Consider the following 21817-nt stretch of genomic DNA (forward strand, 5'->3'; position numbering starts at 1 on the left):
GGTCCTCAGAAGGCGGCTTCGTCGAGGTCCATCACCGACAGGTCCAGCTCGGCCAGGACGGTGCGGGTCGCGGTGAGGCGGGGCAGCACGTTGCGGGCGAAGAACGAGGCAACGGCGAGCTTTCCGCGATAGAAGGCGACATCACGATCTGTCGCGCCGGTGGTGAGCGCGGCGTCGGCGACGGTGGCCTGCACCAGCAGCCGCCAGCCGATCAGCAGGTCACCGACGGCCAGCAGGAAACGCACCGAGCCGAGCCCCACCTTGTACAGTTCGCGCGGGTCCTGCGCGGCGGCCATCGTGTAGCCGATGAGCGTGGCCGCCATGGCCTGGACGTCGGCCAGCGCGGTGGCCAGCAGTTCCAGATCCGATTTCACGGCCTCACAGCCGGAGTTCACGGTGCGGTCGATCTGCTCGGCGAGGTGCCCCAGCGCGGCACCCTGTCCGCGAACGATCTTGCGGAAGAAGAAGTCCAGGGCCTGGATGGCGGTGGTGCCCTCGTACAGCGAGTCGATCTTGGCGTCCCGGATGTACTGCTCGATCGGGTAGTCCTGCAGGTATCCGGATCCGCCGAAGGTCTGCAGTGATTCGGTCAGCAGCTCGTACGCGCGTTCCGAACCCACACCCTTGACGATCGGCAGCAGCAGATCGTCGACCTGATGGGCCATGCGCGGGTCGGCACCGGAGACCGCGCGGGCGACGACGGCATCCTGGTGGGCGGCGGTGTAGAGGTAGACCGCGCGCAGACCCTCGGCGTAGGCCTTCTGCAGCATCAGGCTGCGTCGCACGTCGGGGTGGGCGATGATCGGTACCCGCGTAGCGGTCTTGTCCTGCATCTCGGTCATGTCGGCGCCCTGTACCCGCGTCTTGGCGTAGGCCAGCGCGTTGAGGTAGCCGGTGGACAACGTGCCTGCCGACTTGACGCCGACGGTCATCCGGGCGTGCTCGATCACCTTGAACATCTGGGCGATGCCGTCGTGCACGTCGCCGACCAGATATCCCACGGCCGGGATGCCGTGCCCGCCGAAGGTGAGTTCGCACGTCGGCGAGGACTTCAACCCCATCTTGTGCTCGACCCCGGTCACGAAGACACCGTTGCGCTCGCGCAGTGCGAGCGTGTCGGGATCGAACAGGTGGTTCGGCACGTAGAACAGGCTCAGGCCCTTGGTGCCCGGTCCCGCGCCGTCGGGGCGCGCCAGCACCAGATGGAAGATGTTCTCGGCGGTGTCGCCGACGTCGCCGCCGGAGATGAACCGCTTGACGCCCTCGATGTGCCAGGTGCCGTCGGGCTGGGCGATCGCCTTGGTCCGTCCCGCGCCGACATCGGATCCCGCGTCCGGCTCGGTCAGCACCATCGTCGCCGACCAGCCGCGCGCGATTCCGCCTGCGGCCCAGTGCTTCTGCTGTTCGGTGCCCACCGAGTACAGGACATCCGCCATAGCCGGGCCGAGGCTGTAGAAGAAGGCCGCCGAGGGGTTGGCGCAACTCAGGATCTCGTTGAGCGCCCACGTCAGGGCCGCCGGTGCCGGCTGGCCGCCCGCGCCTTCGGCCATCCCGACCCGCCACCATCCGGCGTCCTTGGCCACCCGCACGGTCGCGGCCAGCGCCTCGGGCACCACGAGGCGATGCTCCTCGGGCGCGAATGTCGGCGGGTTGCGGTCGGCGGCGGCGAACGATTCGGCCAGCGGCCCTTCGGCCAAGGCGCAGGCCTCGCGCAGCATCACCCGTGCGGTGTCGGCATCGAGGTCGGGAAAGGCACCGGAATCCAAGACGGAATCCACCCGCAGTACTTCGAACAGATTGAATTCGATATCTCGCACGTTCGCGATGTAATGCCCCATGTGCCGACTCCCTTTCCGAGGATCAGACGAACGTGTCGAAACGATCCCCTTCGGCCGGGTGCTACGCAACCGTAACCCGAGAAACCTACGGCAACGAAACCGTAGGAAACCAGCAAGAAACGTACTGTGATACCGGACACATCATTTTCGGGTCCGGCCGACGCATCCTTGCCGTCGGTGTCCGCACGGGGGCTCCGACCGGTGCGGCTCACCTGCCGACACTCGCTCGCGGGACAGCCCTGGTCGTGTCTCCATTCCAAATATCATGTGCGCGTTGTCTATTCACTGGCGGATATGATCCGCGCGACGTAGCGATCCCGAGCGTCCAAGAGATCGTCGACCTCCACTGGCCGATGCGGACGGCGTCATTTTCGGTCTCGCCGCAATGTAGATCGGTAGCGAGAAAATCTACGTCCACCATAATCGCGCAAAGACCCTCGGCACACAACCGGAATCTGTCGATAAAAGCCAGAAGCCCGGTCAACGGCCGAAATGAACGCTCGGCATACCATTTGTGAAGAAATTCGGTCAAAGGGAACTCGTCGCACTATTTCGGGCACCGGCGCACGCGCTCGAGCACGCGCGGGTCCAGGTCAGGCGCGGTGCAGGGCCAGGACAGGGATGGTGCGGATCCCGGCGGTCTTCTCCGCGTAGCCCGCGAATCCCGGATAGCGGCGGGCTTGTTCGGCGTAGACGCGGTCACGGTCGGCGCCGGTCACCTCGGCGACGGTGACCGGGTAGGTGTCGGTGCCGATCTCGATGTCGCCGGCGCCTGCCGTGGTGAGGTTGTAGTACCAGGCGGGGTTGGAGGGTGCGCCGGCTTTGCTGGCGAAGACGTAGATGGTGTCGGGGTCGCGTTCGTCCGGCAGATACATCATCGGGGTGACGAGTTCACGGCCGGTTTTGCGGCCGAGGTGGTGGACCAGCACCATCGGGGCGCCTTCGAAGTTGCCGCCGACGCGGCCCTGGTTGGCACGGAACTCGGCGATGATCCTGGTGTTCCAGTCCTCGGGTGTGCTCATGGTCCGGATTCTCCCGCCGGGCACCTCGATGATCTCGGAACCGCCGCGGCGCGGCGACGAAAGTGCTGGGCCGTCGGATCAGAAGCCGCCACCGCAGGAGGAGAAGCTGTCGAAGCCGCCGTAGCTGGAATGGCCGCCGATGGAGGGGCCGGACCGGGTCGGCGGGCGGGTGGGGACGCGCCGGGAATCGTTCCAGTGACGGGGAGCCACCACCGCCCACCAGGTGGTGAAATCCGCGCCGCTGACATCTTCGATCTCGGCACGATCACCAGCGGCCCAGTGCACGGTGTAGCCGGTCAGGTGGTGGGTGGGGCGCTGGAGCTCGTCGATCAGTTCACCGGTGGTCAGGGTCGAGTCGTCGGCACGGAAGACATGAACGGTTCGCTCGGCTTCGGTCACGCGGTAGCTCCATCTGGTCCGGGCGGCCAGCGCGGCGAAGCGGTCATCCCGTTCTTCCCGCTCGCGCTGGGCTTTCCAGCGTCGTGCCTGTTCCTCCTTGGCACGTGCCTCGGCCTCCCGCACGCGGACTTCGATCTGCTCGCGGACGGGGCGATAGCGCGCGGCGATGTCGTACAGCCGCCGGTCGAGTCCGCCGAATGCCTGCCATGACGCCGCCCTGCTGCGGCGGCGAGCCGCCGACCACCCGGAACCTCGCCGCAGTCCGGGCGAGAAGCCGCCCTCGATCCGCATGCCGAGATCGTGGACGAGCTGCTGCTCGGCGATCCACAATGCATCCAGTGCTGCGGTCTGGGCCCGGATCCACGTCGCGCCGTCCTCGGCGGTGGCATCGACCCCGACACTGTGTATCGCGATCCTCCGGTCGAGGCAGGTCCAGCCGCGCTCGTCCCGGCCTTCCGGCGTCTCGACCGCATAGATCTCGGCGAATGCCCGGCTCGGGTCGAAACCCGCCAGCTGCCGGTCGGTCAGCGCATAGTGGAAATCGAACGAATAGCGGTACAGGGTCACCGATACCATCGTGTTCCTCCCCCACGGGTGCCTCCACGATAGCGCCGGTACGGTCGAGCGGGTCGGGTATCGGGTGGTCCGACACCGGCCCGGCCGTGCCCGGGTAAGCGCTCGAGGCGTTCTCCGGGCACGGCCCGCACCGGTCAGAGCGGACGACTCAATGGGACGTTGACCCAGCTCGGCGCGGTCGGATCGAGAAGCAGATGCTGTGGGCGCAACTGGGTTTCGATCAGCAGTGCCGGTATCGGAAAGCCCTTGGGCAGGTTCGACGCGTACACATCGACCCGGAGCCGATGCCCGGGTTGCAGAACGGCATGGACGCCCGTCAAGCCGATGTCGAGGGTTGTCGCCTGGCCTGCGACGGTGGGCTGGCGAGATTCGAGAGTCAGGTCATGGTAGGGCTCGGTGTAGTCGCCGTCGGCCGACTTCCGGCTCCGGCCCTCGTCGATCGCCCGCAGTGAGGCCATCAGCTGACCGGAGGTGAGGACCTTCGAATTGCCGTCGGGGGCAACATCGTTGAGGGTCACACTCCAGTAGCCGTCGGTGACATCGTGGACGGTGTTCAGATGCACCGCCACCGGCCCGGAGAGCAGAGTCGGCGCGTCGACGGCCTTGCTGGTGAAGGTCAGCGCCGCGACCTCGGAGATCCGGGAGTCCTTCGCGCATCCGTCGATGATCGCCAGCGCGCCCGCGGTCGCCTGAGCCGCGTCCCGCGAGCACAGGGTCGAAAGGCTCGGCGCGACGATGAGGTCAGCCTGCTCGGCGGGGATTTCCGGCGTGAGGGAGCCGTCGTGTGCGACGATTCCGGTGGTGCCGCTGGGGGCCGCGGACAGGTACTGCCGGGTGTGTGTCATACCCGGCAGTGGATACTCGCCGCTGGTCCAGCCGCCGCCCTGCTGAAACAGTGTGGCCGGGCCGAACTCGTCGATGCCGTTGTCGATTCCCTTGAGCCACTTGTCGTACCAGGCGCGCTGCAACACATCCAGCCGCGGCGGTCCGCCGGGTCGGCCGGCGCCGGACCCGACCGAGGCGTGGTAGCCGTCGTTCATGAGGATCTGCTTGCGTCCCGGCGGCAGCGGGATCTGCTCGTAGCTCTTCATCTGCGACTGGCCGAAGAGATCGTGGTACCCGCCGACGATGAAGGTGGGCACCTCGATCTTGTCGGCCGACCGCTCGATTCCCGCGCGCAGGTCACTGTCCGGCGCCAGATGCTCGGCGAGATGCGGCGGAATCGCGTCCACCGAGAACACGAATACGGCCTGGATCAATTCCACCAGCCAGGTGGCGGGACTGGCCGCGCGATCGGCGAGCCATGTCCAGTCGAACGTGCCATTGAAGATCGATGCCAGGTCGGGCAGCCACTTCCCGGCATTGATCACCGCCATCCAGGCCGGGGTGAACACCGGATTGACCGCACCGCCCGGGAGCGCGAACGAGCGAACCAGATCGCTGGCGCCCACTGCGGGGAAGATCGCCTTCAGCGCGGGTGGATTCTGCTGGGCCGCTTGCAGCTGATTGATGCCCGAGTGCGAGATCCCACTCATGCCGATATTGCCGTCGGACCACGGTTGGTTCGCGGCCCACTCGATCATCTCCAGCGTGTCCTGAGTTTCACGTTCGCCGAACATGTCCCAGGTGCCCTGCGAGAAGCCGGTGCCCCGGATGTCGGCGACGATATAGGTGTATCCACTCTTGATCAGCTTGTCGTCGGCCGAGAACAGCCGCGCCGCGCCGCCGGAGGTCACACCGATCAGGTCACCGATACCGGAGAACGGCGTTCCGCTGAGGTTGAACAGGTCGAACCGGTTCATCACCGTGGTGAACAGGTCGTAGAGAACCGGGACGGACAGCGCCGAGGCGGCGATCATCGACGCCAGTTTCGTGTACGGCGTCATGTTGAGGATCGTCGGTGTCGGGGTTTCCACGATGCGGCCGGAGGCATCCATCGGCCGGTAGACATTGGCCTTGATCACCGTGCCGTCACTCATCGTGATCGGCACATCCCAGTCGATATGAATGCCGGGATACAGCGACGGCCCGTCTGCGGTGGCCGTCCATGCCGCGCCCTGCGCGCCACCATCGGGTTGCGCCTGGGTGGCGGGCACCACCAGCGCCGACACGGCGATGGTGGTCACGGCGATCACCACCCCCACCGACCATCTTCTGGAGAACAACCTCATCGAATCCCAACCAGCCCTTCGTGAACGCTTTCGCGCCGAGATAGGTACGCTAACGTTTCCATCAGATCGGAACTGTAACGTACCTAACTTTGGGTCGCAATATGCGATGCAGATCACAGTCGCTGTCGCGCGTGGTGTCAGCGAGTCGGACACCGCGAGCAGGTCGGTCGCGGCCTCGATACGATGTACGAATGAGTGTTGCCTCGCCTGCGTCCGCGGGCCCGCTGCCACCGGGGCCCAGCGCGATGAGCCGCGACGAGGTACTGGCCTCCCAGCGCGGCAGAGTCTCCTGGGCAGTGCTCGAGGCGGTCTCGGAGCTGGGCTACGCGGCGACGACGGTGAGCGAGATCGTCAAGCGCGCGAAGGTCTCTCGGCGCACGTTCTACGAACTGCACCGCGACAAAGAGGACTGCTATGTCGCCGCGTTCGAGATGGCGGTCGAGATCGTGGACAACACCCTCGACGCCAAACTCGATACCTATCGCGACGCCGACTGGAAGGTACTGCTGCGCAAGTCGCTGGAGGAGTACCTGGCACTGCTGTCCGCCGAACCGGAGATCGCGCGCGCCCTGCATGTCGAGGCACTGTCGGTGGGACCAGCACTCGCGCGGCACCGCGTGGGAATGAAGAAGGTTTTCGCGCACCGCATGCTCGGCGCACACCGTCTCGGTGTCGCCCAGGGAGAACTGCACACCACCCCGTCCGAGGGCATCATGCTCCTGCTGATCGGTGGAATCGACGACCGGGTCCGCGACTGTCTCATCGAAGACGGCCCGGAGGGCCTCCCCCGTCTGCTCCCGGATCTCTACACGGCATCCATCGCACTGATCCAGGATTCCTCAGGCAGCTGAGCGCAGCCTTCCCGGTCCCTCGACAACACTGCCCCGCGTTCCAGTTGCCGCATCTGGGCCCCCAGGCGGCCAGGCCGAATTACACACACCTATGGCGCCCAATGCCTTCCGCTCAGGTCTCGACGAGGATCGCGGCATCCACATATCGTGGATCACGGGCGATCGCGGCGATATTCGAATCGCCGTCCGCGCCAGCGGATTCCTCTTCCTCGGCCAACCGATCGAGCAATTCGAAATAACTCGCCTCGGCCGGCCGCAACTGCGCGATCGTCGCCGTGAGATCGATGTCGGCGGTGAACCGCGCCCCGTCGACACCTACCGACAAGGTCGCCAGCCAGCCGTCCGAATCGGCCGCGAACATCGCCCCGCTGGTCTCGGCCCAGAACAACACCGCGCTCGGCACCGCCGCAGAGCTCGAGCGCCCTGCCGCGGCGAGCATCACCAGCGCGGTATAGATGTTCGACTCGCAGAACCCGAAGTGCATCAGATAGGCCTCTAGCGCCCCCTCCCGATACCTCAGGACATAGGTCAGCCCACCGGTGTCCTCCCCGAAGCAGTCGGCGAGATACTCCCGAGGTGTCATCCCCTCCTCGGCCTGCCCCCACTCCGGCGCCTTGCCGTCCCAGAACCACCGGTCATACATCGCGTCGCGGTTCTCGATGACCTCCGGGCCCGGCACCGGGGTCTCCAGCCACTGCTCGAATGCTGCCCGCCCCAAAGGAATTCGGGCGGCAACGACAAAGGTGTCCGACACAACCGGCTCCTCATCGATCTCGACGGCGCCCACCATCTCGGGCCCGCGCGCCATCCTAAGATCTCACCGCTTCCCAGGGCTGCCTGATCGCCTGGGCGAATTCGTTCTTGCGATCGGCTCCCCCGGCCCCTAACCTCTACTCCCATCCGAATATTCGAACCAATGCCTCCGAATATTCGTCGAAGGGCGGAGTTCTCCCGATCGGGTGAACCCGTCGGCACTGCACAACCAGGGAGTCGCCCGTGTTCGAGCGAATGGGTCGCGCCGCCACGGCGGCCGCGATCGGCATGACAGCACTGTTGACAGTCAGCACCGGCACCGCCGCGGCGGGCTTCGGTTCACTGCCGCCGGCGAACCCGCACCTGGGCCCACCGGGCACGGCCACGATGCACGGCGACGCCGAATCCTCCGACGCCACACCGTTCGCGGGTCCCGGCGCCGGGAACATCGACAGCGATTTCCGGGAACTCGCCGCAGCGTGCCCGACCATCCTCCAGGGTGCCGACGGACTACCGCAGGCCTTGTGCACCAAGATCATCGACCGGGCCCCGAAGGTCTTCCTGCTCGATCCGGCCAACGGTCAGCCGCTCGCGTCGCTGGACCTCACCAAAGGCAGCCTCCTCGGCGGCGTCTATGCCTACCTGGACAGCAGCGACCGCATGGTCACCGTCGACGGCAGCGGCAAGCTGCTGCGCATCGGCCACCGCAGGAACGGCGACGACTGGACGGTCTTCATCGAATCCTCGGCCGACATCTCCCAGGCCGTGACCGGGCACTGCGGCGGCGGGGATTGCGACGCGGTCAGCTCGGTCATGCCCGACTTCGACGGCCGGGTCTGGTTCGCCACCGACAACGCCGCGGCGGGCTTCTCCGACCCCGCGACCGGTGCGGTCCGCTCGATCGTGCTCGGTCCCGGCGAGCAGGTCGCCAACAGCATCTCCACCGCGCCGGAAGGCGTGGCCATCGCCACCACACACGCGCTGTACCTCGTCGACGTGGACGGCTCCGGCAATCCCCGGGTGGTGTGGCGGCAGGCCTACGACCGCGGCCCGGCCCGCAAACCAGGCCAGCTGTCCTGGGGCACCGGCGCCACCCCCACCTTCTTCGGCCCCGGCACCGGCACCGAATACCTGGCGATCACCGACAACGCCGTCCCGAAGGAGAACCTGCTCGTCTTCGACACCGCGACCGGCCACCGGGTCTGCGCGGTGCCGACGGTCGACGGCACCGAGAACTCCCCCATCGGCGCAGGCAACAGCCTGTTCGTCGCCGGGACCTACGGCTACCCGTACCCGGCCGTTCCGGAAGGCGCGGGGCCGAGCGAACCGGCCGATGCCGCGTTCACCGGTGGAATGGTGCGGGTCGACGTGATCGGCTCCGACTGCCGGGTGGTGTGGACCAACAAGGCGCTCTCGGCCGCGGTTCCCCGGCTCTCGGTGGCCGACGGCAAGATCTACACCGTCACCCGGCACACCATCATCCCGACCGGCAGCGTCGGGGTGACCGACAACTTCCGCTACACCGTCATCGACGCCGCCTCCGGGCGCATCGAGACCGAGAAGCTGATCGGCGCGACGGCCGTCCACAACACCCTGCAGATGGTCGGCACCATCACCCCCGATCGAACCCTCTACCAGGGCACGATGAGTGGCCTGTTCCGCATAGCACCACGCTGAGGGGCGTATGCGATCATCGGAGTCGATCGGTGACCTGCGATCCGGGAGGGGGCGAGATGCGATCGGATTCGGCTCGTCCCCAGGATGATTCACCGCCCACCAGCCGGGTGGTCGCGGTCGTGGAACTCCTCGCCGCCCGCGGCACCGCGCTCTCGGCGGCCGAGATCGCCCAGTCGCTCGAACTGAGCAGGTCGACGGTGGGCGCCATCCTGTCCACGCTCGACCGGCACGGGTGGGTCCGGCGACAGCCCGACTTGGCCTACCAGCTGGGCCCCGGACTGTCGCGGGTCGGGCTCTCGGCACCGGCGACCCTCGTCGAGAGCACCGCGGTCGGCGCGGAACTCGAACGCCTGGCCGCGCGCGTCGGCTGTGGCGCCGCGCTCACCGTGCTGAACGGGGACGAACTCACCTTCGTCGCGGTCACCGGCGGCCAGGGGCTGATTCCCGCTGGCATCGAGAACGGGACCCGGATCCCGCTGCTCCCACCCGCCGGCGCCACCCTCCTCGCGCATGCCCCCACCGCTGCGCAGAACCGATGGCTCGACCGCGGCGACCCGGAACGGCGCGCCGAGTTCCGTGGTGTTCTGGAAACGATCCGCACCACCGGCTTCTGCGCCTGGAGCCTGCGGCCCGGCGCGCTCACCGCGCTACGGGTCCTCTCCGACGTGGTCGACCACCTCGGCGACCGCCCCGCCACCGATGAACTGCGCGGGCGGGTCCTTGGCCTGCTCGGCGACGTCACCGGCAGCGCGCATACCGAGCACGACCTGCACTCCCCCGAGTCGCTGTCACTCGGCTACCTGAGCGCGCCCGTCCTCACCACCGACAACCGCGCCCTCTTCGAAGTCCAGATCGGCCCGCTGCGCACCGAGGCCACGCTCCCCGAGCGTCGACACTTCATCGACGAACTCCTAGCCACCACGCGCCGGTTGGAGCGTATCGCCACCGGCGAAATGTCGACCGGGAAGCCGGGTGGAACACCGGCACCGTGACGGCAACTACGGAATTATCCAGTTCCGTTCGCACGGCAGTCGCGGCAACAACAGCGCCGCCGTATCGGCCAGCGTCGTGGCGATGGCATCGGTGTGAGTAGCGTTGAAAGAGGCCACAAATCGGCGCGCGGCACTCGTGCACGCCTCGTAGAACAGGTCCAAGCAATCGCCCCCGATTTCTGACCAGTGGATCTGGACGATGACGTCCGGCTCCGGAAACCGTGGTGTGCACTGCTCGAACATAGTGGGCCCAATCGATGAGAGGGACGACAACTACGGGGTATGCCCGATCCCGCGGCGTCGACGGATGAGGATGGATTCGCGTTCGTTCGGGGAATCCCGCACCGGGCGCCCGCCCGGTGCAGGACCAGATCCCGCTGATCGCTGCCAGGGCGCAGCTGGGATCTCGACTCAGCCGAGGCTGAATGGCTGGCCCCACAGTGTCACCCAGCTGGTGACACGGTCTGTCACGATCTCGACGCTGACGAAGGCGCGCGCTTGCGCGTAGCCACCACAACCGGTCAACCCGATCGTCTGATCGGACCAGGTCACCGAACCGCCGCTGCCGGAGAAGACGTTGTAGACCTTGTGGTCCTCGGCGCCGAAGTCGTCCGCTTTCTCACGGTCGAGAATGTAGAACGACGTGGCCTGGCCCGGCCCGAGCGACAGCTCCCCACTGGTGGCGGCGCCTGCGCTGGCGTTGCCCTCCCAATCCGAGGCCCCTTCCACGCCGCCTCCGACACCGCCGCCGGCGATGTTCACCTGGCAGCCGACGACGTAGCCCGGGATGATGAGACCGCCCGCCCCGGCACCGGTGCCGGCGACTTCGACATGCGCCGAGCCCGAGACCCACGCATTGCGGTGCACGGGTGTCGAGCCGAGCGAGGGGTTGATGTTCGCGGACTCCCCGTTCAGCCGGACGGTGACCACGGTGCCGTCGGACAGGGTTTCCACGAGTTCGCCCCCGGGCAGCGGAACGAAGGTGTCGGCGGTCGAGGCAGGCGCGCCGGCCAGGCCGAGCGCGAGGGAGGCGACCGCGCCGACGCCGAGTCGAGCGAAATACTTACGGTTGGACATCGAATTCACCTTGGTGGGTTCAAGTTTCGCGATACGACGCGATGGACGCTGGTTTCGGAGGGTTGCCGGCCGCTCAGCCGATGCTGAAGGGGGCACCGTAGAGCGAGGTCTTGGAGTAGTGGTCACCGATGATCTCGACCACGGTGTACGCGCGTGCCTGCGCGTAGCCCGCGCAGCCCTGGATCTCGATCTCGGCGTCTCGGTATTCCACCGAGTACACGCCGGGCGCCAGAATGTCCTTGTAGTCGATCTGTACGAACTTGACCTCGCCGGGACCGAGATTGACGCCGATCGAGCCTCCCGCACTGACCCCGGCGGTCGAGATCCCGCCGGATACGCCCGCACCGATCGCGTCGTCGGCGATGCTCACCTGACAGCCGACGATGTAGCCGGTATTCAGTTGCGAAGCACCGTGAGTGGACGAGTTGTTGCTACCCGGCAGACCGGCCGGACCGTTGGTTGGTCCGACCTCTCCCTCCGGCGTGACCGCGACATCCGCGCTCGCCCGTCCGGATACCCACACCACCCGCCCCACACCGTTGGCCGCCATCGATGGCGATACCACGGCACGCTCACCGGTTCGTGTCACGGTGACACCCGGCCCTGACTTGGCCCCGTCCGGGAGAGGAACGAACACATCGGCGGCCGCCGGGATCGACGTCGCCATAGCGAAGGACACCGCGGCGATACCGGAGACACCCAGTACAGCGGACGGCCGTGTCCTTGCCCAACGAGAACTCATGATGATCAGAATCTCCTCTTGATTCCGGGAATTCTCGATCTCCGGGTGGCAGACCGAGAGGCCCCGAGTGGCGCACATCACTCTCGCGATGTGATGCGAAACACTGCCCTTCGGCTGGGTGACCCGGCTACGTAGTTGTGCACCTTCCCGGCCTCGACCGCGCAGCAAACTGTCCTATTCCTCGTACGGTGCGGGAAAGCACAATGCCGGGATACACATCGCAGGCGGACCACGCGAGAGATCTTCTGGGCGTGCCTATCTCGACCAGCGGAAGTGTGATCACCCAGCGCCCACGCATTCTTCGAGGTATGTCATGTCAGTTGCCCCCACCCAGGCAGACGGCGGAACGTCGGCTCCGCTGAGCAAGGCCCGACTCCTGGCTCTGTGCGCTTCCGGCGCGATTCCGGCCGTCGGCATCGCCTCGTTCCCGCTGTTGCTGGTGGGACCGGCCGGCTACGGCAGCTGGGTGGCCGCGCTGCTCACCGCGGCCATCGGCTTCGCACTGGCTCGGATCGTCATCGTGTTCGCCCGCCGGTATGTCTCCTCGGGCTCACTGGCGTCGTTCGCCGGCGAAGTCTTCGGCCAGTGGGCACGAACTGTTGTCGCGGCCGCACTGATGCTGGGCTACCTAGGGCAGCTGATCGGCATCCAAGTGCTGTTCGCGATCTACCTGTCGAGTTTTCTGGCCGGCATCGGAGTCGATGCCGCGACATCGCCGACGTCGATGGTCGTGATGTTCCTGGTTTCTGGCGCGGTACCCGCGGTGATCGCACGGCGTGGGCTCGACGCGTCCGCCCGGATCGCGATCCTGCTCACCGCGGTGTCGGTCCCGGTCCTGCTGTTCATCAGCGGTGCCAGTGCGTGGCACACCGGGCTCGAACTCGACCGGCAACTCTCGCTCGAGGGCGCTTCGATATCCGGCATCGTCATCGGCCTCGGTGCCGCGGCCGCATGGCTGGTCAGTTTCGAGAGTGGTGCGACCCTGGCCGAGGAGACCGCCGAACCGAAGAATACGGTCCCGCTCGCCGTTCTCGTCGTTCCGATCCTCGTCTTCGGCTATTTCGTGATGACGGTCCTGCAGATTCCCGGCCTGCTGCGGGTCGGTGACCAGCTGGCCACGGGGATCTCCGCACCGGCGGCACTGGCTGTCGAGGCCGGGCTCGGCGAAGGTGTGGCCCGAGCCACCGATCTGCTGCTGGCGGCAGCGGTTTTCGCGGCCCTGCTCGGATACACGAACTACCTCTCGCGGATCCTCGCCGCCTCCGCCGAGGACGGTCTGTTGCCGCAGCTCTTCGCTCGGCGAAACCACGATTTCGGCACGCCGGGCCGCGCGATCGGGTTCGCGGCAGGCGCCTCGACATCGATCCTGATCGGCACCGTGGTCGTCAGCGCGGACAGTCTGCTCACGATGTACTCGGCGCTGGCGACGATGACCGTCTATCTCTGGGTGCTGCCGTACGTGCTGATCTGTGCCGCAGCGGTCGTTCTCCTGGTACGCGAGAACGCGCTGGGAATCGGTGTGGTCTGCTGCGCGGCGATCGGTGCGTTGGGGATGGTCTGGCCGTGGGTCAACAGCTTCATCAACCCTCCGGCTCCCCCCATCGATTCGATGACCTACGCTGCCGTGGCCGCCGTCGTAGCGCTGGGTCTGACGCTTCGGATCATCAGACGTCGAAGCGACGTAGCGGGGTCTACCCACGACGCCTGCGCCCACGGCCTCGACAGGAAGTCAGCCGACGGCTGACAGTTCGTCGCCCGGCGAATTCAGCAGTTTGCACACAGAACTGTCGGAATCCGCATGCTTCCTCAATGGTTTGCCGGATGCCTGTGCAGCGAGTATCGATGCACCGCCAATTCGACGATCAGGTAGTAGAGGAGTCAGCATCATGGTTGCTGCGAAGACTCGACGGGGCCGACCTGTGCCGGCCGGGCACGGTCTGCGGCCGACTGCGCAAGTCGCTGCCGAGGTGGTGTGATGGCTACGCGCGCGCTGTCCTTGTCGCAGCGGCTCATCCGGTACGCGACCATCCTCTGCGGTAGAACTCCTGCGGCGATACTGAATCTGTTCGCGGACGCGCCGACCAACAAGGCCGGCAGTCGAATGGCACCGGAGATCGCCCTGCTGATGAAGGCGATGGCCGCCGGGCCGGACTACAGCGATCACGATCCGATCCGGGCACGCGAGATGACCGACGCGGACAGTGCGACCTTCGCCGACGTGCTGCCGCCACTGCACCTGGTGGAGGACCTCGAGCTGCCCGGCGGCCTCGCGGCGACCCGCTACCGCGCATCGGCGGAATCGGCCGGTCTGCTGGTGTATTTCCACGGTGGTGGCTTCGTTCTCGGCAACCGTGCCGGCTATGACGCACCAGCTCGTCTGCTCGCGATCCACAGTGGCCTCGACGTGCTGTCGGTGGAGTACCGGCTGGCGCCCGAGCATCCCTTTCCCGCTCCACTCGAAGATGCCCTCACCGCATGGGATTTCGCGGTGGCGCTCGCACCTGTGTGGGGGATTCCGGCGACACGGGTCGCAGTCGGTGGCGACAGCGCGGGGGCCAATATCGCCACCGTGCTCGCCCGCCGACTACGTGGCCGCTCGGTGGTGCCGGCGGCCCAGGCACTGCTGTACCCGGTCACCGATCTGTCCGTGTTCTACGACTCGCATCGCGAGTTCTCCACTTCGCCGGCGTTGTCGGTCAAACAGATCGGGTGGTTTGTCGAGCACTACCTCCCGCCGGGGATCGAACGCCACGATCCCCGGGTTTCGCCCATGCAGGCCCAGGATCTGTCCGGGTTGCCGCCCGCGGTGGTCGCCGTCGCAGGTTTCGATCCGCTGCGCGATGAGGGCATCGACTACGCCGAGCGGCTCGCCGCGGAAGGCGTGCCCACGCGGCTGTTGTGCGAGGAAGAGCTGGTACACGGATTCATCTCCTTCACCGCGTTCAGCCGGACGAGCCGCGAGGCGACCGTGCGGTTCGCCGAAGCCATCGCCGAACTGATGTTGGTAAGCCGACCGAATCCACTGGAGAAGGCGAAGAGATGACCGCGTTACCAAGATGCGTGGCAACAACGTGATGAAGGGCTACTACCAGGACCCGGACGGCACCGCGAAGGCGTTCACCGGCGGCTGGTTCCATTCCGGCGATCTCGGTGTCATGCACCCGGATGGCTACCTCGAGCTACGCGATCGGGCAAAAGACATCATCGTCTCCGGCGGCGAGAACATCTCCACCGTCGAATCGAGCAGGCACTGCTGTCACATCCCGCCGTCGACGAGGTCGCGGTCGTCGGCGTTCCCGACGACCGGTGGGAAGAGCGCCCGAAAGCATTCGTCATCCCGCGGCCCGGGCAGACCGCGACCGCATCCGAGATGCGCGAGCACGTGACCGCGCGGCTCGCGCGGTACAAGGCGCCACGGGACATCGAGATCGTCGACGAGCTGCCCAAGACCTCGACAGGCAAGATCCAGAAGTTCGTTCTGAAGGACCGTGAGTGGGCGGGCTGTCGCGACCGAATCCGCGGCTGAGCACGAAAAATAGCTGACCCGAACGGGATCCGGCGCCCGATGCACGGGTACCGGATCCCGTTTCCGTTGGACGCCGCGATCACGAGTTCCGCGAGACGCACCGGGGGTGGCACCGTAGCTCCGGTGCCACCCCCGGGTTCGTCTCGAACCCTGTCCTCGTCGACTACCCGCCGATCATTCCGAGACCATCCGGTGGATCCACGGTGCCGCAGCGCGCAGGGTCGCGGCGATCAGCAGTCCGCCGACGCCGACGAGAGTCAGATACGTCAGTGTCGGGATCACGGTGAACAGGATTCCGAGTATCCCCGACAGCGCCGCACCGCCGCCGATGACGATCACGCCGAGCGCGGTCAGCTGGCTCCGGAAGTTCTCGGGAGCGATCCGCGTCACCAGCGACAACGTCACCGGGTTGACGAATACCTCGGATACTCCGGCGATCGCCATCGTCGCCATGACCAGGATCGGCGAGACGGTCTTGCCCGGGCTGAACTCACTCAGCAGCAGGATCAAGTAGGACCAGGACACCAGGACGAGTCCGACCGTCACCTTTGTCGCCGCGCCGAACCGGGCAAACCAACCGCGTGCCCACAACCGCGCGATGACGGGCGTCAGCGAGACTCCGAATACCGAGAACGAAGTGATCAACCACGCCCCGGGCATGTCCCAGCCCAGTACGCGCAGATCGACCCGGTCCGCGATGAAGATGGCCATCGTGGTGAAGATCTGCAGCAGAATCCCGTAGTACAGCACGGCGGCGACCCACAGCGGCAAGAACCCGAGAACCCGGCGTCGCTCCACAGCGGTCGTCGTCGGCGCTCGCAACACGACGCCGAACAAGGCCGCAGCGCAGACGACGATGAGTCCGCCGGCCAGGTAGGTCAACGCCTGCGGTGGAACGACACCGGAGGCGACAACCGCCACGATCAGCACCGCCGCCACGGCCCCTACCATCGCGGGAACGAGCAGGGCGCGGCCGCGGACCGGGTCGGCGACGATCGCCGACTCCGCGGGCAGTCGCGAATAGCCGACGATGTATTGGACCAGGCCCAGAGCCATCCCGATCGCGGCGATCACGAAGGCCGCGTGGAAGCCTCGGACCGACTGCATCCACCCGGCGGCGAGGGGACCGAGCAGGGCACCGGTGTTGATCGCCATCAGGAAGTAGGAGAAACCGGCGTCACGGTAGGCCGCGTCCGCGGGCAGCAGGCGCCCGACGATCACCGAGATGTTCGTCTTGAGCGCCCCGGTACCGACAGCGATACACACCAGCCCCACCGCCAGTCCCGATAGCCCGGGGACCACGGCGAGAGCGATGTGGCCGACCATGATGACGACGCCACCGGCCGCGACGAGAACCCTCGGTGGGATCAACCGGTCGCCGAGCCAGCCGCCGACGAACTGCATGATGTAGACGAAGGCACCGTAGGCACCCACGATCCCGACGGCCGAGTTCGTCGGCAATCCGAGACCGCCGTCGGTGATGGAGTAGAAGAGATAGAAACTCAGAACGGCCTGCAATCCGTAGAAGCTGAACCGTTCCCAGACTTCGGTGGCTGCCAGTCCCCAGAACTGCCGGGGCAATCGGCCGGTCGGCTGCCGGCCGGCGGTGAGCTGCCCTGTTTCGATGGTGCCAGGAGACTTCATACGGCCACGTCCTGTCGTCCGGCCAGCGCCAGTGCCGACATGCCACGCTCACCCAGGCCCGAGTCGATGGCCGCGCGCATTCTCGCCATGGCCGCCGAAAACATGAGCGCGCGGTGTCCGTGCGCCTCCATGGCTTGCACCACTGCCACGCTCGGGTCGTGGAAGGTGTTGATCGTGGCCTGATCGGTGCCGTGCTCGCCACTGCTCACCGCCGCCGAGATCGTGGGTACCGCTTGCGACAGCAGCGCGATCATCATCGCCGTGAGCGCATCGATCTCGTCTCGGGTGACGCCCTGATCGGCGGCGAAGGCCACCGCCTCGATGTAGCTGACCAGCGACGGGACGAAGAACGCCCCGCACCACTCCGCCATCGCCTTCGCGGCCCCGATACCGCCGCTCAGATAACGTGTGCGACCACCGAGCGCGGTCAGTTGCTCCGCGTGGTCGGCCCACACCGACGACGGGCCCGCGTAGCAGAGGAATCCATCCGGTGTCCCGATAGCGTCGGGATAGCAGACGATCATGCCGTCCAGGTACCGCGCACCGACAGCGACCACCCTGGCTTCCATCTGCTCGGCTTCCGCGGGCGTGCCGGCGGTCAGGTTGACCAAAGTCGTACCGTCCCAGCCGGACTCGACATCGGCGAGCGCCGACCACAGAGTGTCGTAGCCGGTGGTGCAACCGATGACGAGTGGCGCTGCGGCGATCGCGTCACCGATGTCGCGCACGGCGGTGACTCCGTCGGCGGCCAGCGCCGCTGCCTTGCTGTGCGTGCGGTTCCACGCGGCCACGGACCTCCCGGTGGCGGCCAACGCTCGCGCGATGGCGGACCCCATCAGTCCGCACCCGATCACGACCACCTCATGGGTACGAATCGTTTCTGCCATGTCAGTTCCCCGATCGTGTCCGGCTGTAGCGAAAGACCCCGAGCAGGACCGCGATCGTCGCGATCATCACGTAGATCATCTTGCTGGCGGCTCCCGGCGCGGCATCGACGAGACCGCTGATCAATACCCACGTCATCGACACGGCGCCGATCACCGATGCGACCCACAACCAGGGGCGGACGTGCCCTTCGCGCGCCGTCTGTACGACAGCGGCCACCGCGATCAGGATGTAGGGCAGCACCCAGAGGTCGATCACGAGCGCGGCGGTCATCGTGTAGACCTCGACGATGTTCTGCAGCAGGCTCGCGGAGGCCACGAGCCATCCCAGGCTCGCCACCGCGACGCCGACAATCGCTGCGACCGGAGTGCCGCGGCGGGTATCGACACGGGCGAACGCCGGGGGAAGCAAGCCGTCTTCGGCCAGCCTCACCACGAGTCGCGCACCGTAGTTCAAGAACGCCAACGCCGAACCGATCGAGGCGATCGCGAGGACCAGGTCGCTGAACTGCCCGATCCATGCGGGCAGTCCAGCCTGGGCGGCGAGCGCGGCGGGCGCCGATACACCCGCCGCGAGGTCGTCACCGGCCGCCAGCAGGCCGGGCACCGTCAGCATGATGAAGATCGGCACCCCGCCGCCGATGACCACAGGCGGCGCGATGATCGCCCACGGGACGTTGCGCCGTGGATCCGCGGTTTCGGTCGCCAGTGCGGCGCAGCTTTCGAAGCCGACCAGCACCACCATGCCCAGCGCGGCACCACGCAGCGCGCCGCTGATCTCGAAGCTCGCGAAGTCCAGCTGGGCCGCGACGTCGATCCCGGTGTGGACGACACTGGCACCCACGATGAACAGCACCAGCGGTAACGAGACGACGGTCAACACGATCGCCGCCCAGATCGAGGTATCGAGTCCGCGCACCGCGACGACGGCGATGACCACGATCGTGACGGCGCCGATGATCAGTAGGGAGCCGAGTTGCGCCGCGGACTCCACGCCCAGCGAATGCAGAAAACTCCCCAGATACATGCCGACGATGACGATCAGACCGGCGACGCCCGTGATGTAAGCACCCAGCAGCGAGGCCCCGACGATCTTCTTCGACCACGGAGCGAAGACGTAGCCGACATAGGAATACAGCGAACCCGACGCCACATAGCGACGTGCGAAGTGAATGACAGAAGCCCCGATGCAGATCGTGGCGATCATCGACACCACCGCGGACACCCACGCCATCGCTCCCACTGCGGAGAAGATGATCAGGGGGCCGGTGGCGAAAGCGACAGCGGGCACGAATGACGCCAGGCTCAGTGAGACCAGCGTCGTCCGGCTGATTCCCCGCTGCCCCGGTCTCTCGGTGTCCTGCGAATCCACGCTGTCGGCCTGCGCGGCCGCTGGTTCAGGCACAGTTCCACTCATCAGTGGTGTCCACCTTCCATGTACTTGCTGTCCCGAATGGTTGGCGCACCACTGAAAACTCAGCATCGATAGCTGCGAACAGCCGCATGGTGGGAGTCATGCGGCAGGAAGACAAGAATCGAAATCGGCAGGTTCCGCGCATCGAACGGGTCGATGCGCTCGCCTTGCCACCACCTCGGATCGCACTGTGTGCGATGTCTCATTCTGAGTTCGGAGTGATCTGCGTCTCTACAGCATTGTGCTGCACGCTGGAGCGGGTGCCGGGGCAAGATGCCTACCGCGGCACCCGCCACGCTGTCGCGGACAACCATCGCCGGCGTCCCCGAATTCTGTTGCCCGACAGCCGAAGAGCGAATTCGCTCTGGAGGTGGTCAGCCGATCGCGGACGAGTCGCTGATCTTCTGCTCCAGCGCGGCCTCGTCCATGAAGTACACGTCGCGGACGATCTTGAGGGTCTCGGGATCGAACGTCGAGTAGCCGGTCCCGATCCAGGTGACTCCGGGACCAACCCCACCGGGCGTACCCGTCACTTCGAACAGGACGCCGATGGTGTCGCCTTCGACGAACGACGCGGCCACCCGTGGGGTCCAGTCGGGAAACGCCGCGAACATCTCTTCGAATCCGGGAACGAGTGCCGATTTGTCTCCCACGATCCCGCCGGCGCCGTTGATGACCACACATTCGTCGTCGAAGTATTCGAGAGCTGTTTCGAGATCGCGGGCAGTGACCGCGGCGCAGATCTCGTTCAGCTTTTCGGTGTAGACGGCGTGTTTGGAAATGGACACGGGTCCTCCTTCACAGTCGCAGCGGGCGATCGCCCGAGCCAATCGAGTGAGTGGCGTGGGTGACACCTTGCTCGCCGGAATATGCGACGACCTACACCAACTGTCACCGCGCTGAGCAGCCTCTCGGTGCAAGGTGCACTGTGACTCACGCCATAACTGGAAATATGCTGTCTATTCGGAGAAGCTTCGGGAGGCAAACGGTGAACGCCAAGGATGATGAACAACCACAGCCATCGCAGCGCGTGCGTGAGCTCTTCCGCACAGCGGCTATCAAGATGCAGGAGCATTCGGTCGAGATCGCCCAGGAGATGTGGGCGGCCGGCCAACGGAGCCTGGGTGAACGGGCACTGACCGAGGACCCGATCCTCTCCGAGATGGATCGCCTTTTCACCCGTTCGATACTGAACCATTGGCTGATGGCCAACATCGACGATCCGGGCTGTCAGGTGAAGCTGGAGATGATCGCCGACGTCCGGAACTACGCGCGCGATCTCGCGTTTCGCGGCCTCGATGTCAGTGACGTCGGACCGTGGCGTGCAGCGCAGCGGGTCGGCTGGTCGGCCTGGTTGAGGTTCTGTTTCGACACCACCGACGACAAAGACCTGCTGCGTGCATTGGTCGAGGTCTCCGGAAATTCGTTGGGAGACTCCCTCGACGATTCCAGATCGACGGTCGTCGCCTATATCGAGGAGGCGCGAGCCGAGCTCAACGAGGGGCCGGAGGTGGAACGACTGGCCACGCTGCAATTGCTGCTCCGAGGTGCGCCGATCACGCGTCCCCGTGCCGAGGCTCAGCTCGGTTACGCACTCACCGGGCACCATTTGGCGGCGGTGCTCTGGGCCGATTCCTTCGACCAGCCCGCGGGCCTGGAGCAAGCCGCCGAATTGGTGATGCGAGCTTCGGGTGCCCCCCGCCGCTTGACACTTGTCGCGGGCACCGCGACATTGTGGACGTGGATGCCGGTCAACCGTGTCCCGTCTCGCACCGAACTCGACGAGATCGTCGCACAGGTCCCCAATGTCCGGATCGCGGTGGGGCGCCCGGCGCACGACGTCAACGGATTCCGGCGTAGCCATCTCGACGCGGCCACAGCTCAAGGACTGCTCACCCGTCTTCGGTCCCGATGTCGCGCGGTTCGATTCGAGGACGTGCAGCTCATCTGCCTGCTCACGAACGATCTGGCCGAAGCGCGGCAGTTCATCGCCGACACGCTGGGAGGATTGGCGACGGCCGAGCCGGTGTTGCGCGAGACCGCGCGCGTCTACATCGCCGAGCAGTTCAATATCTCGAAGACAGCCGACCGCCTGTTCGCACACCGCAATACGATCGATCGCCGCCTCGCCCGGGTCGACGAACTGCTTCCTCGTTCGCTCGCACAGAATTCGGCCGCGGTCGACACCGCGCTGGCACTGGTCCAGTTGCAGACCGGCGAATAGTCCAGCGCGCATGCGACTTTCGCTTCG

The 21817-nt window shown here is 66.4% G+C and carries 17 protein-coding genes and 1 pseudogene; 7 read left to right on the plus strand and 11 right to left on the minus strand.

The features are described 5' to 3' along the window. Positions 1-5: 5 nt before the first annotated feature. From ACFVW6_RS18555 to ACFVW6_RS18570, 4 genes are all read right to left on the minus strand, one after another. Positions 6-1838, minus strand: a complete 1833-nt coding sequence (locus tag ACFVW6_RS18555; protein WP_378829078.1) for an acyl-CoA dehydrogenase — start codon at positions 1836-1838, stop codon at positions 6-8. Positions 1839-2431: 593 nt separating this feature from the next. Continuing rightward, positions 2432-2860 (minus strand): nitroreductase/quinone reductase family protein, encoded by a 429-nt coding sequence (locus ACFVW6_RS18560; protein WP_378829082.1) that lies wholly within the window; start codon positions 2858-2860, stop codon positions 2432-2434. A 78-nt stretch (positions 2861-2938) separates the two neighbouring features. Beyond that, on the minus strand, positions 2939-3835 hold the full coding sequence (locus tag ACFVW6_RS18565; protein WP_378829084.1) for a hypothetical protein: 897 nt from the start codon (positions 3833-3835) through the stop codon (positions 2939-2941). Positions 3836-3969: 134 nt separating this feature from the next. Next, positions 3970-6159, minus strand: coding sequence for a CocE/NonD family hydrolase (locus ACFVW6_RS18570; RefSeq protein ID WP_378829086.1), 2190 nt, complete (start codon positions 6157-6159; stop codon positions 3970-3972). Between the two features lie 38 nt (positions 6160-6197). On the opposite strand from ACFVW6_RS18570, the gene ACFVW6_RS18575 reads away from it, so the two are divergent. Beyond that, positions 6198-6857 carry a TetR/AcrR family transcriptional regulator gene (locus ACFVW6_RS18575; RefSeq protein ID WP_378829088.1) on the plus strand — a complete coding sequence of 220 codons (660 nt, stop codon included), beginning with the start codon at positions 6198-6200 and terminating at the stop codon, positions 6855-6857. 112 nt (positions 6858-6969) lie between these two features. Here the strand turns inward: ACFVW6_RS18575 and ACFVW6_RS18580 are convergent, their stop codons facing one another. After that, positions 6970-7665, minus strand: a complete 696-nt coding sequence (locus ACFVW6_RS18580) for a hypothetical protein (RefSeq protein WP_378829089.1) — start codon at positions 7663-7665, stop codon at positions 6970-6972. Positions 7666-7865: 200 nt separating this feature from the next. Between ACFVW6_RS18580 and ACFVW6_RS18585 the strand changes: the two genes are divergently transcribed. Further along, positions 7866-9287 (plus strand): hypothetical protein, encoded by a 1422-nt coding sequence (locus ACFVW6_RS18585; RefSeq protein ID WP_378829424.1) that lies wholly within the window; start codon positions 7866-7868, stop codon positions 9285-9287. A gap of 56 nt (positions 9288-9343) precedes the next feature. Next, on the plus strand, positions 9344-10279 hold the full coding sequence (locus tag ACFVW6_RS18590; RefSeq protein WP_378829091.1) for an IclR family transcriptional regulator: 936 nt from the start codon (positions 9344-9346) through the stop codon (positions 10277-10279). 411 nt (positions 10280-10690) lie between these two features. Here ACFVW6_RS18590 and ACFVW6_RS18595 read toward each other — a convergent pair whose 3' ends face one another. Together ACFVW6_RS18595 and ACFVW6_RS18600 are read right to left on the minus strand one after the other, a co-directional pair. Further along, the gene (locus ACFVW6_RS18595) at positions 10691-11356 is read right to left on the minus strand and encodes an MspA family porin (RefSeq protein ID WP_378829093.1); all 666 of its coding nucleotides are present in this window, start codon (positions 11354-11356) and stop codon (positions 10691-10693) included. Positions 11357-11429: 73 nt separating this feature from the next. Then, positions 11430-12023 carry an MspA family porin gene (locus ACFVW6_RS18600; protein WP_378829095.1) on the minus strand — a complete coding sequence of 198 codons (594 nt, stop codon included), beginning with the start codon at positions 12021-12023 and terminating at the stop codon, positions 11430-11432. Positions 12024-12411: 388 nt separating this feature from the next. Between ACFVW6_RS18600 and ACFVW6_RS18605 the strand changes: the two genes are divergently transcribed. From ACFVW6_RS18605 to ACFVW6_RS18615, 3 genes and pseudogenes are all read left to right on the plus strand, one after another. Beyond that, the gene (locus ACFVW6_RS18605) at positions 12412-13842 is read left to right on the plus strand and encodes an APC family permease (protein ID WP_378829426.1); all 1431 of its coding nucleotides are present in this window, start codon (positions 12412-12414) and stop codon (positions 13840-13842) included. A 231-nt stretch (positions 13843-14073) separates the two neighbouring features. Next, positions 14074-15141, plus strand: a complete 1068-nt coding sequence (locus ACFVW6_RS18610; RefSeq protein ID WP_378829096.1) for an alpha/beta hydrolase — start codon at positions 14074-14076, stop codon at positions 15139-15141. A gap of 13 nt (positions 15142-15154) precedes the next feature. Further along, positions 15155-15624: pseudogene (locus tag ACFVW6_RS18615) on the plus strand (class I adenylate-forming enzyme family protein); the annotation flags it as partial. Positions 15625-15798: 174 nt separating this feature from the next. Here ACFVW6_RS18615 and ACFVW6_RS18620 read toward each other — a convergent pair. The 4 genes from ACFVW6_RS18620 to ACFVW6_RS18635 form a co-directional block, all read right to left on the minus strand. Then, the gene (locus ACFVW6_RS18620) at positions 15799-17268 is read right to left on the minus strand and encodes a peptide MFS transporter (protein ID WP_378829098.1); all 1470 of its coding nucleotides are present in this window, start codon (positions 17266-17268) and stop codon (positions 15799-15801) included. After that, positions 17265-18155, minus strand: a complete 891-nt coding sequence (locus ACFVW6_RS18625; RefSeq protein WP_378829100.1) for an NAD(P)-binding domain-containing protein — start codon at positions 18153-18155, stop codon at positions 17265-17267. The genes ACFVW6_RS18620 and ACFVW6_RS18625 overlap by 4 nt, the downstream gene beginning before the upstream one ends. A 1-nt stretch (position 18156) precedes the next feature. Continuing rightward, the gene (locus tag ACFVW6_RS18630; RefSeq protein ID WP_387792201.1) at positions 18157-19557 is read right to left on the minus strand and encodes an APC family permease; all 1401 of its coding nucleotides are present in this window, start codon (positions 19555-19557) and stop codon (positions 18157-18159) included. Between the two features lie 383 nt (positions 19558-19940). After that, on the minus strand, positions 19941-20396 hold the full coding sequence (locus tag ACFVW6_RS18635; protein WP_378829105.1) for a nuclear transport factor 2 family protein: 456 nt from the start codon (positions 20394-20396) through the stop codon (positions 19941-19943). Positions 20397-20554: 158 nt separating this feature from the next. Here ACFVW6_RS18635 and ACFVW6_RS18640 point away from each other — a divergent pair, with 158 nt between their 5' ends. Beyond that, entirely contained in the window at positions 20555-21790 is a 1236-nt protein-coding gene (locus ACFVW6_RS18640) for a PucR family transcriptional regulator (RefSeq protein WP_378829107.1), read from the plus strand. Positions 21791-21817: the final 27 nt, after the last annotated feature.

It is taken from the genome of Nocardia sp. NPDC058244 (genome assembly GCF_042882065.1).
GTDB lineage: Bacteria > Actinomycetota > Actinomycetes > Mycobacteriales > Mycobacteriaceae > Nocardia.

Excerpts from the sequence above, each read along its gene's own strand:
- ACFVW6_RS18585 (WP_378829424.1), top strand. The coding sequence starts at position 7,866 with ATGGGTCGCGCCGCCACGGCGGCCGCGATCGGCATGACAGCACTGTTG.
- ACFVW6_RS18595 (WP_378829093.1), bottom strand. The coding sequence starts at position 11,356 with ATGTCCAACCGTAAGTATTTCGCTCGACTCGGCGTCGGCGCGGTCGCC.
- ACFVW6_RS18620 (WP_378829098.1), bottom strand. The coding sequence starts at position 17,268 with ATGAAGTCTCCTGGCACCATCGAAACAGGGCAGCTCACCGCCGGCCGG.
- ACFVW6_RS18575 (WP_378829088.1), top strand. The coding sequence starts at position 6,198 with ATGAGTGTTGCCTCGCCTGCGTCCGCGGGCCCGCTGCCACCGGGGCCC.
- ACFVW6_RS18625 (WP_378829100.1), bottom strand. The coding sequence starts at position 18,155 with ATGGCAGAAACGATTCGTACCCATGAGGTGGTCGTGATCGGGTGCGGA.
- ACFVW6_RS18590 (WP_378829091.1), top strand. The coding sequence starts at position 9,344 with ATGCGATCGGATTCGGCTCGTCCCCAGGATGATTCACCGCCCACCAGC.
- ACFVW6_RS18605 (WP_378829426.1), top strand. The coding sequence starts at position 12,412 with ATGTCAGTTGCCCCCACCCAGGCAGACGGCGGAACGTCGGCTCCGCTG.
- ACFVW6_RS18600 (WP_378829095.1), bottom strand. The coding sequence starts at position 12,023 with ATGGCGACGTCGATCCCGGCGGCCGCCGATGTGTTCGTTCCTCTCCCG.
- ACFVW6_RS18555 (WP_378829078.1), bottom strand. The coding sequence starts at position 1,838 with ATGGGGCATTACATCGCGAACGTGCGAGATATCGAATTCAATCTGTTC.
- ACFVW6_RS18580 (WP_378829089.1), bottom strand. The coding sequence starts at position 7,665 with ATGGCGCGCGGGCCCGAGATGGTGGGCGCCGTCGAGATCGATGAGGAG.
- ACFVW6_RS18610 (WP_378829096.1), top strand. The coding sequence starts at position 14,074 with ATGGCTACGCGCGCGCTGTCCTTGTCGCAGCGGCTCATCCGGTACGCG.
- ACFVW6_RS18565 (WP_378829084.1), bottom strand. The coding sequence starts at position 3,835 with ATGGTATCGGTGACCCTGTACCGCTATTCGTTCGATTTCCACTATGCG.
- ACFVW6_RS18560 (WP_378829082.1), bottom strand. The coding sequence starts at position 2,860 with ATGAGCACACCCGAGGACTGGAACACCAGGATCATCGCCGAGTTCCGT.